Source organism: Pseudomonas sp. LBUM1662 (assembly GCF_059695915.1).
On the sequence record NZ_CP166793.1, the window covers coordinates 5,229,101 to 5,245,051 of the forward strand.

Consider the following 15,951-nt stretch of genomic DNA (forward strand, 5'->3'; position numbering starts at 1 on the left):
AAGCTGCAACCGACCATCGCGCAGATCAAACAAAGCATCACCGACGCCCGTGGCACCGCCGATCAGTCTTCGGAAATCGCCCGTCAAACCAGCGAAGGCATGCAGGTGCAGTTCCGCGAAATCGACCAGGTCGCCACCGCGTCCAACGAAATGAGCGCCACCGCCCATGACGTCGCCAACAGCGCGTCGAACGCCGCCAATGCGGCCAAAGGTGCCGATCAGTCGGCGCGCGATGGCATGCAGATCATCGAACGCAGCACTCGCGACATCAATCAACTGGCCGACGAAGTCAGCAAGGCCGTGACTGAAGTCGAGGCGCTGGCGGTCAACAGCGAGCAGATCGGATCGGTGCTGGAAGTGATCCGCAGCATCGCCGAACAGACCAATCTGCTAGCCCTTAACGCGGCCATCGAAGCGGCCCGTGCCGGCGAGAGCGGTCGTGGTTTTGCGGTGGTCGCCGATGAGGTGCGCAACCTGGCCAAACGCACGCAGGATTCGGTGGAAGAGATCCGCATCGTCATCGAGCGCATCCAGACCGGTACTCGCGGCGTGGTCGCCACCATGCATTCGAGCCAGACCCAGGCCCACAGCAACGCCGGGCAGATCCAGCAAGCGGTGCAGGCGTTGAGCAAAATCAGCGACGCGGTCACCGTGATCAGCGACATGAACCTGCAAATCGCCAGCGCCGCCGAACAGCAAAGCGCCGTGGCCGAAGAGGTCAACCGCAACGTCTCGGCGATCCGCACCGTCACCGAAACCCTGACCGGCCAGGCCACCGAATCGGCGCAGATCAGCAGCCAGCTCAACTCCCTGACCACCCACCAGATGAAACTGATGGATCAGTTCCGGGTGTAACTGCCACAGGCCTGTAGGAGCGAGGCTTGCCCGCGAAGGGAGCGCTGCGGTTTTTCAGATAGACCGCATCATCGTTCTTCGCGGGCAAGCCTCGCTCCTACAGGTTTCATCCGCTTCATCACCTGTTTGATCTATGCTCGGGCTCTCGTTCCGGAGGGCCTTCGATGACTGGTTTACTCACGTCCATTCAAGCCGCACTCGGCTTGCCGCACACGCCGATTCCTTTCACGTCGAGCGGCGCCCTGCCCTCGGCGTTTGCCGTGACAGACCTGGCCTGCGCCAGCATCGCGGCTGCCGGTCAGGCAGTCAGCGAATTGTTGCAGCAACACACCGGTCGCTTGCCCAGCCTTGAAACCGACCGCCGCCTCGCGTCTTTCTGGTTCGCCACTTCGATTCGCCCTGTGGGCTGGAGCGTTCCACCGTTGTGGGACCCGGTGGCCGGTGACTACGCCACCAACGACGGCTGGATCCGCCTGCACACCAACGCGCCGCATCACCGCGCCGCCGCCGAAAGCGTGCTAGGCGTCTGTGCCGACCGTGCGGCGATGGCGAGCAAGGTGGCGCAGTGGGCGAAAACCGATCTGGAACAGGCCGTGGTCGATGCCGGTGGTTGCGCCGCCGAAATGCGCAGCTGGGCGCAATGGCAGGCGCATCCCCAAGGCTTGGCGGTGAACGCCGAACCATTGATTCAGTTCAGCGCCGACAGCGGTCAACATGCGAAACCCTGGAAAGGTTCTGTCGCGCAACCGCTGGCCGGCATCAAGGTACTGGACTTGACCCGCGTGTTGGCCGGCCCCGTCGCCAGCCGTTTCCTCGCCGGCCTCGGCGCCGATGTTTTACGCATCGACCCACCGACCTGGAACGAACCGGGCGTGGTGCCGGAAGTCACCTTGGGCAAACGCTGCGCACGGCTGGACCTGCACAACCATGACGATCGGGCCGTGTTCGAAAGCCTGCTCAAGGACGCCGATATCCTCCTCCACGGCTACCGCGCCGATGCGCTGGAAAAGTTGGGTTACGGTGTCGCCGAGCGTGAAAAACTGGCGCCGGGCCTGATCGATGTGTGCCTCAACGCCTACGGCTGGAGCGGCCCGTGGCAGAACCGCCGCGGCTTCGACAGCCTAGTGCAGATGAGCAGCGGAATTGCCGACGCGGGTATGCACTGGAAGAAAGCGAACAAGCCGACACCGTTGCCGGTTCAGGCGCTTGACCATGCGACCGGGTATTTGATGGCGGCTGCGGCGATCACGTTGCTGGGGCGTGGCGGGTCGGCCAGATTGTCGTTGGCGCGCACGGCGAAGTTGCTGATTGAAAACGGTGCCGGGACGGATGAGGCGTTGCGGGCAGAGGATGAGAACGATCAAGGGTTGTTGATTGAGCAAACGCCTTGGGGGCCGGCGCATCGGCTGCATGTGCCGCTCAAGATCACCGGGACTCCGTTGCAGTGGGTACTTCCGGCCTCGGAACTGGGTTCCCATCGCGCGCAGTGGTGGTGAATTTTAGATAGCCTTCGCGAGCAAGCCCGCTCCCACAGGTTTTGTGATCGGCGCAGATCCACTGTGGGAGCGGGCTTGCTCGCGAAGGGGCCAGAACATCCAGCACACCTCCTGGATCAGCTCAATCCACCCGACTCAACGATGTCCAAAGCAACTGCGCCGCATACCCACGCCAGGGCCGCCAAGCCTCGGCCCGCTGCAACAAATCCCGCGCCGTCACCGTCCCACCCTCAAGCGCTGCCAGCGCATTGATCAACCCCACATCCCCACTCGGGAACGCATCCATCTCCCGCAACTGCCGCAACGCAATGTACTGCGCCGTCCAGTCGCCAATCCCGTGCAACGCCAGCAACCGCGCCACACCGCCCTGCCGTTCCGGCTCAAACAGCAACGGATCATCCAGCAACGCCTGGGCCACGCCGGACAAGGTCCGACCGCGACTTTTTGGCATGCCCAACGTCGCCAGATCCGCCTCCGCCAAAACACTGGCCTCTGGGAAAACGTGAGTCACGCCAGGCACACAAGACACTAACGGCTGCCCATACTGCGCCACCAGTTTCCCCGCCAACTTGATTGCCGCACCCACGGAAATCTGCTGCCCAAGCACCGCACGAATCGCCAGCTCCAACCCATCCCAGGCACCCGGCACACGCAGCCCCGGACGCTGGAGAATCAACCGTTCCATCAACGGATCAGCGACCAATTGCCGATGGATCGCCGGCAAATCCGCATCCAGATCAAACATCCGTCGCAGCCTCGCGACGATCTGCGGCACGGCCGCCGGATCAGGAAAATCCAGCGTCACTTCCAGCGCATCGCCCGCCACTGACCGGATCGAAAACCAACCGTGAACACCGTTCAACCCGATGCTTCGCGAGTAGACGCCATCGACCACCGTTTCCATCCCGGTCACCGCCCGCGCCGACAAAAAACCCAGCATCGCCGACCAGTCATACGGCGGTTGATACGCCAGCAGCAATCTCACAACGACAGCAACCCGCTGTACAAGCCGTACGCTGCCAGCCCTGCGCCGCTGATGACGCAGGTGAAAATCCCTTTCTCGATATGAGTGAAAAGCGGTTCACCCTGTTCGTGCTTGGCCTTGGCAAACAAGATCACTCCCGGCGCGTACAACAGCGCCGACAGCAGCAAATATTTCACCCCGCCCGCGTACAACAACCACACCGCGTAACCGAGGGCGATGCCGCCGATCATCAGGTCTTTGGTGCGTTCGGCCGACGCGTGTTCGTAGGTTTCGCCGCGTCCGCTCAACAGCACCGCGTACGCCGCCGACCATAGGTACGGCACCAGAATCATCGACGACGCGAGGTAGATCAGGCTGGTGTAAGTGCCAGCGGAAAACAGCGTGATCAGCAGGAAAATCTGGATCATCACGTTGGTCAGCCACAGCGCATTGACCGGCACATGGTTGGCGTTTTCCTTGGTCAGGAAAGCCGGCATGGTTTTGTCTTTGGCCGTGGCGAAGAGGATTTCAGCGCAGAGCAGCGCCCAGGACAACAACGCCCCCAGCAGTGAAATCGCCAGGCCGATGCTGATCAACAGCGCGCCCCAAGGGCCGACAATGTGTTCCAGCACCGCCGCCAGCGACGGGTTCTGCAAGGTCGCCAATTCAGGCTGGCTCATGATCCCCAGGGACAACACGTTCACCAGCACCAGCAACGCCAACACGCCAATAAAACCGATGACCGTCGCCCGGCCGACGTCCGAGCGTTTCTCCGCTCTCGCCGAATACACGCTGGCGCCTTCAATGCCGATGAACACGAACACAGTGACCAGCATCATGTTGCGCACCTGGTCCATCACGCCGCCGAAATTCGGGTTGCTGCGGCCCCAGATGTCGCGGGTGAAGATGTCGGCCTTGAAGGCCACGGCGGCGATGATGATGAACATGATCAGCGGCACGATCTTGGCCACGGTGGTCAGCTGGTTGATGAACGTCGCCTCCTTGATTCCGCGCAGCACCAGGAAATGCACGGCCCACAGCAGCAGCGAGGCGCAGCCGATGGCGATCGGTGTGTTGCCCTGGCCGAACACCGGAAAGAAATAACCGAGGGTGCTGAACAGCAACACGAAATAACCGACGTTGCCCAGCCAGGCACTGATCCAGTAACCCCAGGCGGACGAGAATCCCATGTAATCGCCAAAACCGGCCTTGGCGTAGGCGTACACCCCGGAGTCCAGTTCAGGCTTGCGATTGGCCAGGGTCTGGAACACGAAGGCCAGGGTCAGCATGCCCACGGCAGTGATCGCCCAGCCAATCAATATCGCCCCGGCATCGGCACGCGCCGCCATGTTTTGCGGCAAGGAAAAAATCCCGCCACCAATCATCGATCCCACCACCAGGGCGATCAGCGCACTCAGTCGAAGCTTTTGCGTCGGTTGCGACATTCCTGGCTCTCCCTTCCCCCGCTGCGCCTACCGCCGCGAGACCGTCACATAGTTGGTTTTAACTAAATAGATAAAGCGTAATAACGTTTATCAATTAACGCCAATGCCGCTCTATTATTTATAACTGTTCACTCTAACGGTTTTGCCTGGAAATAGCGGTTTGGACGGTAATCCTAATAAATCAATACTGCCGCAAAATCAGTGATCGATACTTGCCAAAACCAGAAAACAAACTAGCGTCTAAACTTCAATCGATACGCGTTATTTCTTTCACCCTTGGCCGAGGCCTCTGGAAAAGGCTTTTGCGGCAATAGCCTTATGCCTTCAAAAGAATCATAAGTCTCTAATTAACAATGGAATGTGACCATGCATTGATCTAAGTCAGATGATTGAACAGCGAATGAAATTAACCTGTTGTCTCTACTTCTCCTGCACTGGAGTCATGCAATGTCTGAATCCCCCGGAAAACTGAAACTCGGCGCACTCGTCGCGCTGGTTGTCGGCTCTATGATCGGTGGCGGGATTTTTTCCTTGCCCCAGAACATGGCCGCCAGTGCCGACGTCGGCGCGGTGCTGATCGGCTGGGCCATCACCGCCGTCGGCATGCTGACCCTCGCGTTTGTCTTCCAGACCCTCGCCAACCGAAAACCTGATCTGGACGGCGGTGTCTACGCCTACGCCAAGGCCGGTTTTGGCGACTACATGGGTTTCTCGTCCGCCTGGGGTTACTGGATCAGTGCCTGGCTGGGTAACGTCGGCTACTTCGTTCTGCTGTTCAGCACCCTCGGCTATTTCTTTCCGATCTTCGGCGAAGGTAACACCGTCGCTGCGGTGATCGGTGCATCGGTGCTGCTCTGGGGTGTGCATTTCCTCGTGCTGCGGGGGATCAAGGAAGCGGCGTTCATCAACCTCGTGACCACCGTCGCCAAGGTCGTGCCGCTGCTGCTGTTTGTGCTGATCGCGATTTTCGCCTTCAAACTGGACATCTTCACCGCTGACATCTGGGGCGTGAAAAACCCCGATCTGGGCAGCGTGATGAACCAGGTGCGCAACATGATGCTGGTCACCGTCTGGGTGTTCATCGGCATCGAAGGCGCGAGCATCTTCTCGGCCCGCGCGGAAAAACGCAGCGACGTCGGCAAGGCCACCGTGATCGGTTTCATCACCGTGCTGCTGTTCCTGGTGCTGGTGAACGTGCTGTCGCTGGGCATCATGACTCAACCGGAACTGGCCAAACTGCAGAACCCGTCGATGGCCGCCGTACTGGAACATATCGTCGGTCCTTGGGGCGCGGCGCTGATCAGCGTCGGCCTGATCATTTCCCTGCTCGGTGCGTTGCTGTCGTGGGTGCTGTTGTGTGCGGAAATCATGTTCGCCGCCGCCAAGGACCACACCATGCCGGCGTTCCTGCGCAAGGAAAACGCCAACCATGTGCCGGTCAACGCCTTGTGGCTGACCAACGCGATGGTGCAGCTGTTCCTGATCATCACTCTGTTTTCCGCCAGCACTTACCTGTCGCTGATCTACCTCGCCACCTCGATGATTCTGGTGCCGTACCTGTGGTCGGCGGCCTATGCGCTGCTGCTGGCGGTGCGCGGCGAGAGCTATGAAAACGCCGCGTCCGAACGCAGCAAAGACCTGTTCATCGGCGCCGTCGCCTTGATCTACGCGGTCTGGCTGATCTATGCCGGCGGCGTCAAATACCTGCTGCTCTCCGCCCTGCTCTATGCGCCCGGCGCGATCCTGTTCGCCAAGGCCAAGCTTGAAGTCAACAAACCGGTTTTCACCAACGTCGAGAAGCTGATTTTCGCCGCAGTCGTCGTGGGCGCCCTGGTGGCGGCTTACGGGCTGTATGACGGCTTCCTGACCCTGTAACACCCCAATTTTGTCACCTGGAGGATCACTGTAATGACCACGGAAAAAGTTAAGTACGGCGTCCATTCCGAAGCCGGCAAACTGCGCAAAGTCATGGTTTGCTCCCCCGGCCTGGCCCACCAGCGGCTGACCCCGAACAACTGTGACGAGCTGCTCTTCGATGATGTGCTGTGGGTGGCTCAGGCCAAGCGTGACCATTTCGATTTCGTCACCAAGATGCGTGAACGCAACATCGATGTGCTGGAAATGCACAACCTGCTGACCGACATCGTCGCCATTCCCGAAGCCCTCGACTGGATTCTGGAACGCAAGGTCACCGCCAACTCGGTCGGCCTCGGCCTGATCAACGAAGTCGGTTCGTGGCTGCGCAGCCTAGAGCCGCGGCATATCGCCGAGTTCCTGATTGGCGGCGTGTCCGCCGATGACCTGCCGGACAGCTTCGGCGGCAAGACCATCCAGATGTTCCGCGACTTCCTCGGCCACTCCAGCTTCATTCTGCCGCCGCTGCCCAACACCCAGTTCACTCGCGACACCACCTGCTGGATCTACGGTGGCGTGACGCTGAACCCGATGTACTGGCCGGCGCGTCGCCAGGAAACATTGCTGGCCACCGCCATCTATAAATTCCACCCACAGTTCACCAACGCCGACTTCGAGATCTGGTACGGCGACCCGGACAAGGAACACGGCAGCTCCACCCTTGAAGGCGGCGACGTGATGCCGATCGGCAATGGTGTGGTGTTGATTGGCATGGGCGAGCGCTCGTCCCGCCAGGCCATCGGCCAACTGGCGGTGAACCTGTTCAAGAACAAAGCCGTGGAGAAAGTCATCGTCGCCGGCCTGCCGAAGTCCCGCGCAGCGATGCACCTGGACACCGTGTTCAGCTTCTGCGACCGCGACCTGGTCACGATCTTCCCGGAAGTGGTGAACCAGATCGTCGCCTTCACCCTGCGCCCTGACGAAAGCAAACCGGGCGGCATCGACATTCGCCGCGAAGAAACCAACTTCCTCGACACCGTGGCCAAGGCCCTCAACCTCAAAGCGCTGCGCGTAGTGGAAACCGGCGGCAACAGCTTCGCCGCCGAACGCGAGCAATGGGACGACGGCAACAACGTGGTCGCCGTGGAGCCCGGCGTGGTGATCGGTTATGACCGCAACACCTACACCAACACCCTGCTGCGCAAGGCAGGCGTTGAAGTCATCACCATCAGCGCCGGCGAACTCGGACGCGGCCGTGGCGGCGGCCACTGCATGACCTGCCCGATCATTCGCGACCCTATCGACTATTAATTTTCATGCCCTGCTTCACGCTCATAAAGCGTGAAGCAGGCGGATAACCGAAACCCAAGGAGATCCATCATGGCTTTCAACATGCGCAACCGCAGCCTGCTCTCGCTGATGCACCACACGACACGCGAGCTCAATTACCTGCTGGACCTTTCCCGTGACCTCAAGCGCGCCAAGTACACCGGCACCGAGCGTCCGCACCTGAAAGGCAAGAACATCGCGCTGATCTTCGAAAAAACCTCGACCCGCACCCGTTGCGCCTTCGAAGTCGCGGCCCATGACCAAGGCGCCCACGTCACCTACATCGACCCAGTGTCGTCGCAGATCGGCCACAAGGAAAGCATGAAAGACACCGCCCGCGTGCTGGGGCGGATGTTCGATGCTATCGAGTACCGTGGCTTCGAACAGGAAATCGTCGAGGAGCTGGCCAAGTTCGCCGGCGTGCCGGTGTTCAACGGCCTGACTGCCGAATTCCACCCGACGCAAATGATCGCCGACACCCTGACCATGCGTGAGCACAGCGACAAGCCGCTGCACGACATCAGCTACGCCTACCTCGGCGACGCGCGCTACAACATGGGCAACTCGCTGCTGATGATCGGCGCCAAACTCGGTATGGACGTGCGCATCGCCGCACCGAAAGCGCTGTGGCCGCATCAGGATTTCATCGATCAGTGCAAGGCCTTCGCCGAAGACAGCGGCGCGCGCATCACCATCACCGAAGACCCGAAAGAAGCGGTCAAGGGAGTGGACTTCATCCACACCGACATTTGGGTGTCGATGGGTGAACCGGTGGAAGCGTGGGACGAGCGCATCGAGCAACTGCTGCCGTACCAGGTCAACGCCGCGATGATGAAGGCGTCTGGCAATCCTCGCGTGAAGTTCATGCACTGCCTGCCGGCGTTCCACAACAGCGAAACCAAGGTCGGCAAAGACATCGCCGCGCGCTATCCGCACCTGGCCAACGGTGTCGAGGTGACTGAAGAAGTCTTCGAATCGCCGGCCAACATCGCCTTCGAGCAAGCGGAAAACCGCATGCACACCATCAAGGCGATCCTGGTGTCGGCGTTGGCGGATATATAACGGCCCACGCGGCTCCCACTGACGAAACACGGTCAAATTGTGGGAGCGGGCTTGCTCGCGAAAGCGGCGTGTCAGCCGACATCAATGTTGCCTGTTACATCGCCTTCGCGAGCAAGCTCGCTCCCACAGTAGACCGAGTCGTTAGCCCGCTCTCTGTAGAAGGACTGCATTATGCGTATCGTCGTTGCTCTGGGCGGTAACGCCCTGCTCCGCCGGGGTGAACCCATGACCGCGGACAATCAACGCGCCAACATCCGGATCGCCACCGAACAGATCGCCAAGATTTATGCCGGCAATGAACTGGTGATTGCTCACGGCAATGGTCCGCAGGTCGGCCTTTTGTCATTGCAAGCCGCCGCCTACACCTCGGTGTCGCCTTACCCACTGGACGTACTCGGCGCCGAAACCGAAGGCATGATCGGCTACATCATTGAACAGGAACTGGGCAACCTGCTCGACTTCGAAGTGCCCTTCGCCACACTGCTGACCCAGGTCGAAGTCGATGCCGACGACCCGGCTTTCCAGAACCCCACCAAACCCATCGGCCCGGTCTACGCCAAGGCCGAAGCGGAAAAACTCGCCGCCGAGAAAGGCTGGGCGATTGCCCCGGACGGCGACAAATACCGTCGCGTGGTGGCCAGCCCGAGGCCGAAACGCATCTTCGAAATCCGCCCGATCAAGTGGCTGCTGGAAAAAGGCAGCATCGTGATCTGCGCCGGCGGCGGCGGCATTCCGACGATGTACGGCCCCCACGGCAAACTCAAAGGCGTGGAAGCGGTGATCGACAAGGACCTGTGCTCGGCGCTGCTGGCCGAACAGCTGGAAAGCGATCTGCTGGTGATCGCCACCGACGTCAGCGCGGCGTTCATCGACTTCGGCAAACCGACCCAGAAAGCCATCGCCCAGGCCCACCCTGACGACATGGAAAAACTCGGCTTCGCCGCCGGCTCCATGGGACCGAAGGTGCAGGCCGCTTGCGAGTTCGCGCGCCATACTGGAAAAACTGCGGTGATCGGTTCACTCTCGGACATCGAAGCGATCGTCCAGGGCACGGCCGGCACGCGCATCAGCACGGCAAAACCTGGCATTACTTATTTATAAGGAGAAACGTCAATGGCAACGTTCGAGCCCGGTCACTTGCACATCGAGCGCCACGCGCTGACTCCGGATGATGTCAGCTACAACGTGCATCTCGACTATGAGGTCAGCAAGAACGACAAAGGGGATAAAGGCATCCAGTTCACCATGCATGGCAGCATGCAGGGACAGGAAATGAAGGAGACCTTCTTTCTGGCCAAGGAGGAGGCTTACAACTTCGCCAACAACGTGACGAAAATCGCCGAGAAGTACAAAATCCCGAAGACACACAGCCAGATCGGCTCGGTTCACAAGCATTACGATTTAATGTTTGAAGACATTCGGAAGCAGTTGGACATGAAATCCGGCGACCCGATAAACCTCGAGAAATTCGAGTAACCCTATTCCCCAGGATGAACGCTGTACCCCTGTAGGAGCGAGGCTTGCCCGCGAAGCTTTTAGCGGTCTTGATGGCCTCTTCGCGGGCAAGCCTCGCTCCTACAGGTTGAACACGCGCATTTCACCTGAGACCCGCCCCAAGGCATACTTGCCCCCCTCCGCTCGCCAGATTGAAAACCGCCCCATGCGTATCCACGTCAGCTTCATCGACCGCGTCGGCATCACCCAGGAAGTCCTGGCCCTGCTCGGTGGGCGCAATCTCAATCTGGATGCGGTGGAAATGGTCCCGCCCAACGTTTATATCGACGCCCCGACCCTGAGCCCTGACGTGCTCGAAGAGCTGCGCGATGCGTTGCTCAGCGTGCGTGGCGTGCAAGCGATGACGGTGGTCGACATCCTGCCCGGCCAGCGTCGGCACTTGCAGCTCGATGCACTGCTTGCCGCCATGACCGACCCGGTACTGGCGCTGGACAGCGACGGAAAAGTGCTGCTGGCCAACCCGGCGTTGATTGCTTTGTATGGTCGCGAACCGGCCGGTGAAAGCGTCGCCGACCTGTTCGCCGACCCGGCACTGCTCGGCGTATTGCTCGAAAACGGCTTCCGCCTGCCGCTGCGCGAGATCACCGTCAATGGCCAGACCCTGCTGCTGGACGCCACCCCGATCACCGATGCTGGCGCCCTGCTGACCCTCTATCAACCGAACCGCATCGGCGAACGCCTCTCGGCGCTGCACCACGATCACGCCGAAGGTTTCGACGCGTTGCTCGGCGAGTCCCCGGCGATCCGAACCCTCAAGGCGCGCGCCCAGCGGGTTGCGGCATTGGATGCGCCGTTGTTGATCCAGGGCGAAACCGGCACCGGCAAAGAACTGGTGGCGCGGGCTTGCCATGCCATCAGTGCGCGGCACAGTTCGCCGTTCCTGGCGTTGAACTGCGCGGCATTGCCGGAGAACCTCGCCGAAAGCGAACTGTTCGGCTACGCCCCCGGCGCCTTCACCGGCGCGCAACGGGGCGGTAAACCGGGGCTGATGGAACTGGCGAACCAGGGCACGGTGTTTCTAGATGAGATCGGCGAGATGTCGCCGTACTTGCAGGCGAAGTTGCTGCGTTTCCTCAACGATGGCAGCTTCCGTCGGGTGGGCGGTGATCGCGAGGTCAAGGTCAACGTACGCATCCTCAGCGCGACCCACCGCAATCTGGAAAAAATGGTCAGCGAAGGTTCGTTCCGCGAAGACTTGTTCTATCGCCTCAACGTCCTCAATGTTGAAGTCCCGCCGCTGCGCGAACGCGGCCAGGACATCCTGTTGCTGGCGCGCTATTTCATGCAGCAGGCCTGCGCACAGATCCAGCGCCCGGTGTGTCGTCTGGCGCCGGGGACTTACCCCGCGCTGCTCGGTAACCGCTGGCCGGGCAACGTGCGGCAACTGCAGAACGTGATCTTCCGCGCCGCGGCGATTTGCGAAAGCAGCCTGGTGGACATCGGCGACCTCGACATCGCCGGCACCTCGGTGGCGCGCCAGAGTGACAGCGACGTCGACAGCCTGGAGCAGGCGATGGAAGAGTTTGAGAAGACGCTGCTGGAAAAACTCTACGTCAGCTACCCCTCGACCCGGCAGCTGGCCAGCCGACTGCAAACCTCCCACACGGCGATTGCCCATCGGTTACGCAAGTACGGCATTCCCAATAAGCCATAGGCCTACTCGGTAAAAATGTGGGAGCGGGCTTGCTCGCGAATGCGATATCTCAGTTGCCATTGATTTGACTGGTCCACCGCATTCGCGAGCAAGCCCGCTCCCACATGGGCCGGCGTTGCCTTCAGACCGAGTTCAAAAACGACCTCCACCTGTACTGAAAGCGCTACAGCGGAACGATATCGCTACACCCTCCCCCGATCACCGCTGTGCAAGGCTTTGATCCACCTAGGCTTTTTTCTTCGCCTCCTGCTGTAGCGATTTCGCTACAGCCATAGATTCCCCGCGCTCAGAAATATCGATTAAGCACTTGTTTTATAACGATAAAAAAACATTGGCCGCGAAATTGCTTAGTAACCCGCCATAAAGCAGGGCTTTAGCCCAAGCATTCCATCGCGTCCACCAGACGAGTCTGGCCCCCTTAGGAGTTTCCATGAGCGAGTTGCGTTTTACTGAAGATCACGAATGGCTGCGCACCGAAGCTGACGGCAGCGTCACGGTCGGCATCACCGCCTTCGCACAAAACGCCCTGGGCGACGTGGTTTTCGTACAACTGCCTGAGCTGCAGTCCTACGACAAAGGCGCCGAAGCCGCCACCGTGGAATCGGTAAAAGCCGCCAGCGGCGTGTACATGCCACTCGACGGTGAAGTGCTGGAAGTGAACCCGGCACTCGACAGCAGCCCTGAACTGGTCAACGAAGATCCGCTGGGCGAAGGCTGGTTCTTCCGCTTCCAGCCAACCGACGCTTCGGCTGTCGCCAAACTGCTGGATCAGGACGCCTACGACCGTCTGATCAAAGCCAACGCCGAAGCCTGAGGAGCGCTGACATGACCCAAGTAAATCTTTCGACCGCCAACGAATTCATTGCTCGCCACATCGGTCCGCGTGCCGGCGACGAGCAAGCGATGCTCAACAGCCTCGGTTTCGACTCGCTGGAAGCCCTGAGCGCCAGCGTCATTCCTGAGAGCATCAAGGGCACCAGCGTCCTGGGCATGGACGACGGCCTGAGTGAAGCCGATGCCCTGGCCTTGATCAAATCCATCGCCGGCAAAAACCAGCTGTTCAAGACCTTCATCGGCCAGGGTTACTACGGCACGCACACGCCGTCGCCGATCCTGCGCAACCTGCTGGAAAATCCGGCCTGGTACACCGCGTACACCCCGTACCAGCCAGAAATTTCCCAGGGCCGTCTCGAAGCGCTGCTGAACTTCCAGACCCTGATCAGCGACCTCACCGGCCTGCCGATCGCCAACGCCTCGCTGCTCGATGAAGCCACCGCCGCCGCCGAAGCGATGACCTTCTGCAAACGCCTGAGCAAGAACAAGGGCAGCCACGCCTTCTTCGCTTCCGTGCATTGCCACCCGCAAACCCTCGACGTGCTGCGCACCCGTGCCGAGCCGTTGGGCATCGACGTGGTGGTTGGCGACGAGCTTGAACTGACCGACGTGACGCCGTTCTTCGGCGCGCTGCTGCAATACCCGGCGAGCAACGGTGATGTGTTCGATTACCGCGAACTGACTGAACGCTTCCACGCCGCCAACGCTTTGGTCGCCGTTGCGGCTGACCTGCTGGCCCTGACCGTGCTGACTCCGCCGGGCGAGTTCGGTGCCGACGTGGCCATTGGCAGCGCACAACGCTTCGGCGTGCCGCTGGGTTTCGGTGGCCCGCACGCCGCTTACTTCTCCACTAAAGATGCGTTCAAGCGCGACATGCCGGGCCGTCTGGTCGGTGTCTCCGTGGACCGTTTCGGCAAGCCGGCCCTGCGCCTGGCGATGCAGACCCGCGAGCAACACATCCGTCGCGAGAAGGCCACGTCGAACATCTGCACCGCCCAAGTGTTGCTGGCCAACATCGCCAGCATGTACGCCGTGTACCACGGCCCGAAAGGCCTGACGCAGATCGCCAACCGCGTGCATCACCTGACTGCGATTCTGGCTCAAGGCCTGAAAGCAATCGGCCTGAACGTCGAGCAAGAAAGCTTCTTCGATACGCTGACTCTGAACACCGGCGCCAACACCGCCAAGCTGCACGACAAGGCTCGCACCCAGCAGATCAACCTGCGCGTCGTCGATGCCGAACGTCTGGGCCTGTCCCTCGACGAAACCACTTCGCAAGCAGACGTTGAAACCCTGTGGAGCCTGCTGGCCGACGGCAAAACCCTGCCGGACTTCGCCGCCCTCGCCGCTTCGGTTCAAGCGACGATTCCAGCCGCGCTGGTACGCCAATCGCCAATCCTCAGCCACCCGGTGTTCAACCGTTACCACTCGGAAACCGAGCTGATGCGCTACCTGCGCAAGCTGGCCGACAAGGACTTGGCGCTGGATCGCACCATGATCCCGCTGGGTTCGTGCACCATGAAACTTAACGCCGCCAGCGAAATGATCCCGGTGACCTGGGCTGAATTCGGCGCCCTGCACCCGTTCGCCCCGGCCGAGCAAAGCGCCGGCTACCAGCAACTGACCGACGAACTGGAAGCGATGCTCTGCGCCGCGACCGGTTACGACGCGATTTCGCTGCAACCGAACGCCGGTTCGCAAGGTGAATACGCAGGTCTCTTGGCCATCCGCGCCTATCACCAGAGCCGTGGCGAAGACCGTCGCGACATCTGCCTGATCCCGTCCTCCGCCCACGGCACCAACCCGGCCACCGCCAACATGGCCGGCATGCGTGTGGTTGTGACGGCTTGCGATGCACGCGGTAACGTCGACATCGAAGACCTGCGCGCCAAGGCCATCGAGCACCGCGAGCATCTCGCGGCATTGATGATCACCTACCCGTCGACCCACGGCGTGTTCGAAGAAGGCATCCGCGAAATCTGCGGCATCATTCATGACAACGGCGGCCAGGTGTACATCGACGGCGCCAACATGAACGCGATGGTCGGCCTCTGCGCACCGGGCAAGTTCGGCGGCGACGTGTCCCACCTGAACCTGCACAAGACTTTCTGCATCCCGCACGGCGGTGGCGGCCCGGGCGTCGGCCCGATCGGCGTGAAATCGCACCTGACCCCGTTCCTGCCGGGCCACGCCCAGATGGAACGCAAGGAAGGCGCGGTCTGCGCGGCACCGTTCGGCAGCGCGAGCATTCTGCCGATCACCTGGATGTACATTCGGATGATGGGCGGCGCGGGTCTCAAACGCGCTTCGCAGCTGGCGATCCTCAATGCCAACTACATTTCCCGTCGCCTCGAAGAGCATTACCCAGTGCTCTACACCGGCAGCAACGGCCTGGTGGCGCACGAATGCATCCTCGACCTGCGTCCGTTGAAAGACAGCAGCGGCATCAGCGTCGATGACGTCGCCAAGCGCCTGATCGATTTCGGTTTCCACGCCCCGACCATGTCGTTCCCGGTGGCGGGCACGTTGATGATCGAGCCGACCGAAAGCGAATCCAGGGAAGAACTGGACCGCTTCTGCGACGCCATGATCCGCATCCGCGAAGAAATCCGCGCGGTGGAAAACGGCACGCTGGATAAGGAAGACAACCCGCTGAAAAACGCTCCGCACACTGCAGCGGAAATCGTTGGCGAGTGGACGCACCCGTACAGCCGTGAGCAAGCGGTGTATCCGGTTGCGTCGCTGATCGAAGGCAAGTACTGGCCGCCGGTCGGTCGCGTCGACAACGTGTTTGGCGATCGCAACCTGGTTTGCGCCTGCCCGTCGATCGAAAGCTACGCTTAAACGGATAAGGGGGCGGGTTCACTCGCCCCCACAAGGACACACCGATCCCGTAGGAGCGAGGCTTGCCCGCGAAGCTTTAGCGGCCGTAATGGCCTCTTC

General features: G+C 60.8%; 12 protein-coding genes. 10 read left to right on the forward strand and 2 right to left on the reverse strand.

Annotated features, from left to right (window positions below):
* Nucleotides 1-99 precede the first annotated feature (99 nt).
* Complete coding sequence (locus ACA049_RS23710; protein WP_438662261.1) at nucleotides 100-855, forward strand: methyl-accepting chemotaxis protein; 756 nt, start codon at nucleotides 100-102, stop codon at nucleotides 853-855.
* 164 nt (nucleotides 856-1,019) lie between these two features.
* Nucleotides 1,020-2,351, forward strand: a complete 1,332-nt coding sequence (locus ACA049_RS23715) for a CoA transferase (RefSeq protein ID WP_497330284.1) — start codon at nucleotides 1,020-1,022, stop codon at nucleotides 2,349-2,351.
* 121 nt (nucleotides 2,352-2,472) lie between these two features.
* Here the strand turns inward: ACA049_RS23715 and ACA049_RS23720 are convergent, their stop codons facing one another.
* The gene (locus tag ACA049_RS23720; protein ID WP_497330286.1) at nucleotides 2,473-3,336 is read right to left on the reverse strand and encodes a DNA-3-methyladenine glycosylase family protein; all 864 of its coding nucleotides are present in this window, start codon (nucleotides 3,334-3,336) and stop codon (nucleotides 2,473-2,475) included.
* A complete protein-coding gene (arcD, locus tag ACA049_RS23725) occupies nucleotides 3,333-4,760 on the reverse strand; it encodes an arginine-ornithine antiporter (protein WP_497330288.1) in 1,428 nt (475 codons plus the stop codon). The genes ACA049_RS23720 and arcD (ACA049_RS23725) overlap by 4 nt, the downstream gene beginning before the upstream one ends.
* A 447-nt stretch (nucleotides 4,761-5,207) precedes the next feature.
* On the opposite strand from arcD (ACA049_RS23725), the gene arcD (ACA049_RS23730) reads away from it, so the two are divergent.
* The 8 genes from arcD (ACA049_RS23730) to gcvP all read left to right on the forward strand — a co-directional run bounded on the left by arcD (ACA049_RS23730) (nucleotide 5,208) and on the right by gcvP (nucleotide 15,852).
* Nucleotides 5,208-6,635, forward strand: a complete 1,428-nt coding sequence (gene arcD / locus ACA049_RS23730) for an arginine-ornithine antiporter (protein ID WP_497330290.1) — start codon at nucleotides 5,208-5,210, stop codon at nucleotides 6,633-6,635.
* Nucleotides 6,636-6,668: 33 nt separating this feature from the next.
* Complete coding sequence (gene arcA, locus ACA049_RS23735) at nucleotides 6,669-7,925, forward strand: arginine deiminase (protein ID WP_497330292.1); 1,257 nt, start codon at nucleotides 6,669-6,671, stop codon at nucleotides 7,923-7,925.
* Between the two features lie 69 nt (nucleotides 7,926-7,994).
* Complete coding sequence (locus ACA049_RS23740) at nucleotides 7,995-9,005, forward strand: ornithine carbamoyltransferase (protein WP_497330294.1); 1,011 nt, start codon at nucleotides 7,995-7,997, stop codon at nucleotides 9,003-9,005.
* Between the two features lie 171 nt (nucleotides 9,006-9,176).
* The gene (gene arcC / locus ACA049_RS23745) at nucleotides 9,177-10,106 is read left to right on the forward strand and encodes a carbamate kinase (RefSeq protein ID WP_497330296.1); all 930 of its coding nucleotides are present in this window, start codon (nucleotides 9,177-9,179) and stop codon (nucleotides 10,104-10,106) included.
* Nucleotides 10,107-10,118: 12 nt separating this feature from the next.
* On the forward strand, nucleotides 10,119-10,481 hold the full coding sequence (locus ACA049_RS23750; protein ID WP_497330298.1) for a DUF5064 family protein: 363 nt from the start codon (nucleotides 10,119-10,121) through the stop codon (nucleotides 10,479-10,481).
* Between the two features lie 184 nt (nucleotides 10,482-10,665).
* Complete coding sequence (gene gcsR / locus ACA049_RS23755) at nucleotides 10,666-12,174, forward strand: transcriptional regulator GcsR (protein WP_497330300.1); 1,509 nt, start codon at nucleotides 10,666-10,668, stop codon at nucleotides 12,172-12,174.
* A gap of 430 nt (nucleotides 12,175-12,604) precedes the next feature.
* Complete coding sequence (gene gcvH / locus ACA049_RS23760) at nucleotides 12,605-12,988, forward strand: glycine cleavage system protein GcvH (RefSeq protein WP_008027813.1); 384 nt, start codon at nucleotides 12,605-12,607, stop codon at nucleotides 12,986-12,988.
* An 11-nt stretch (nucleotides 12,989-12,999) separates the two neighbouring features.
* Nucleotides 13,000-15,852 (forward strand): aminomethyl-transferring glycine dehydrogenase, encoded by a 2,853-nt coding sequence (gene gcvP / locus ACA049_RS23765; protein ID WP_497330302.1) that lies wholly within the window; start codon nucleotides 13,000-13,002, stop codon nucleotides 15,850-15,852.
* The last annotated feature ends 99 nt before the right edge of the window (nucleotides 15,853-15,951 follow it).